Annotated in this window: 3 protein-coding genes; 2 read left to right on the top strand and 1 reads right to left on the bottom strand. The window is 60.0% G+C overall.

Going from position 1 to position 2,149, the window contains the following annotated elements; all coding sequences use genetic code 11:
- Positions 1–323, bottom strand: a 323-nt coding sequence (locus tag ACXJL8_RS39450) for a hypothetical protein (RefSeq protein ID WP_456686852.1), incomplete at its 3' end; no start/stop codon positions are given.
- 385 nt (positions 324–708) lie between these two features.
- Here ACXJL8_RS39450 and ACXJL8_RS39445 point away from each other — a divergent pair.
- Positions 709–912, top strand: coding sequence for a hypothetical protein (locus ACXJL8_RS39445; protein ID WP_456622770.1), 204 nt, complete (start codon positions 709–711; stop codon positions 910–912).
- Positions 913–1,287: 375 nt separating this feature from the next.
- Positions 1,288–2,149: Rieske 2Fe-2S domain-containing protein (locus tag ACXJL8_RS39440; protein WP_456686851.1), on the top strand; the 862-nt coding region annotated here is incomplete at its 3' end.

Below are 2,149 nucleotides of genomic sequence, written 5' to 3'. Positions count from 1 at the left end.
CCGCAGCGCCGTGGATTGACACGGCGCTTTTTTCTTTTCCGGTTTTCGCCGCACAGCCCAAATTCTAGGGCGCTCCTCGGGCGCAATAGACCGTGATTTGAGGGTCTTTTTGGTGATCTGGCGTGAAGTTTCAAATTCTGTCGAGCGTTGATTTTGCTATCAAAATGAACTTCGGTGATGTGGCGTGCGGGATCTGGTTTCGACTTCCAAGCTGAATACGAGGGTTCGATTCCCTTCACCCGCTCCAAATCCCAATTGGATATCGAGCTGACCAAGGCGGCCTCCGGCCAACCGAGATCTCCAATCTCGCCGCGCAGAGCCATGGTGCCGTCAGCTTCGACAGCCGGGACATAACGAATGAATGTCGCTCGCCAACTGGCCGGCCTTCAATCCGCGCGATGCGGGAAGACGTGAAGCTCGTCACGGTGGACCAAGGCCGTGTTCGACTGGTTCGCGAAAGTGCGGCCACAGCTGTGCTGGTTCTGGCGTTAGAGCAGGAACCTTCACCGCAAGCGCGAGTTGGCCGCTCAAGCAGGACGAAACGTCACACGAGGCCGACCTTGCAAGAAGCTGTGCGCGTGCGTTCAACCGCGCAAATCGCCGGCCATCCGATGCTGGTGCCGATTCCGATTGCGTGCTTCATCGGGGGCATTGCTGCGCACCCGTAGCTCACGCAGAGATAGCCTCAAGAACGGGAGGAGTTGAACAATGGGCCTTGCTCAATACGCCATCGTCCCGGTCCAGGATGAATGGGGCGTGCTGCATGACGGCAACGTCAACGGCAAATATGCCACCAAGGAATCGGCGTTCGAATCGGCGGTCGCCGCCGCCTCCTTGGCGTTGCGCCAGGGGCATGAAGTTCATGTCAGCGCGCCCGGCCGCGAAGCCGGCGAGAACGCGTTGGGAAGCTAGCTTCATCGTCGTGTGACCTGAACAAGGTCAGGATCTGACAACCGCCGCCCGGTGCAATCGAGCGTCTGTGCTGAGGCGTGCCGGCCGGAACGATTGCTTAAACGATCGACGAATCCAGCGGGTCGCATCCACTCTCTCTCTGGCCTATCGCGGCTCGCGAACGACCGGGTAAGGACGACGCCGGAGCTCGTATGCTCCAAATCTCATTCGCAGTCATACAATCTCGATATTCTGGTTGACGTATCAGCACCCAGGGGTTGTATTGGGTCCTCAGAGCATGAATGTGCGGGAGAGGGAAGCCCACCTGTCACTCCGCGCGACCGCATGCGTGATGACGCCCTGTCCGGCTGGACCAGTGGCGAGTGAGGTGAGGTCATGGTGATCGCGTCAACCTGGGACACCGAGAGAGCCGATTATCGCGCCATCGTCAACGAATGGCACGTGGTTCACCGGAGCGAGGAGGTCGCGGAAGGCGCCATCGTGCCGGCGTGCCTGCTTGGCGAGGATATCATCTTGTGGCGCCATGACGGCGAGGTTCACGCCTGGAAGGACTATTGCCGTCATCGCGGTGCGCGCTTGTCGCTCGGCTGGGTGAAGGACGGTTGCGTCGTCTGCCCCTACCATGGCTGGGAATACGGCACCGATGGAGCCTGCCGCCGTTACCCGGCCCATCCGACGACCCGGCCGACGAGCCGAGCCGCGGCATTCCGCCATCACGCGGTCGAGCATTATGGATACATTTGGGTCTGCATGGGCAATCCAGTCGCCGCTGTTCCTCCGTTTCCCGTTTGGGAGGATGCGACCTATCGCAAGGTCCAGGCCGGGCCCTACTACTACAACGCAAATGCCCTTCGTGCCGTGGAGAACTTCCTCGACCCGGCGCACTTTCCTTTCGTGCACGCCAACCTCAATGGCAACCCCGATGATCCCGACGAACTCGCGGATTACGATGTCGTGTTGACGGATGAAGGCTTGCGCACGAGCGAGATCACCTTGTTTCAGCCCTACGGCGATCATCGCGGCATTCCCATCACGGCGGGCTATCATTACTACTGCTTCCGCCCCACGACGGCCTATTTCAACAAGAAGACCGGCGAGGTTGAGCGCTTCTGCACGTTCATGGCCGTCACGCCGGTCGATCTGGAAAATTGCGTGCTGCATCTGACCGCCGCGATCAACTATGGCTTTGACGTCGGCATCGAGCAGATCGTGGCGCGCCTGGACAAGGTGTACGAGC

This window comes from Bradyrhizobium sp. P5_C11_2, assembly GCF_054049755.1.
The sequence above is the reverse complement of the archived record's forward strand: the minus strand, read 5'-3'. Positions and strand labels throughout refer to the sequence as shown.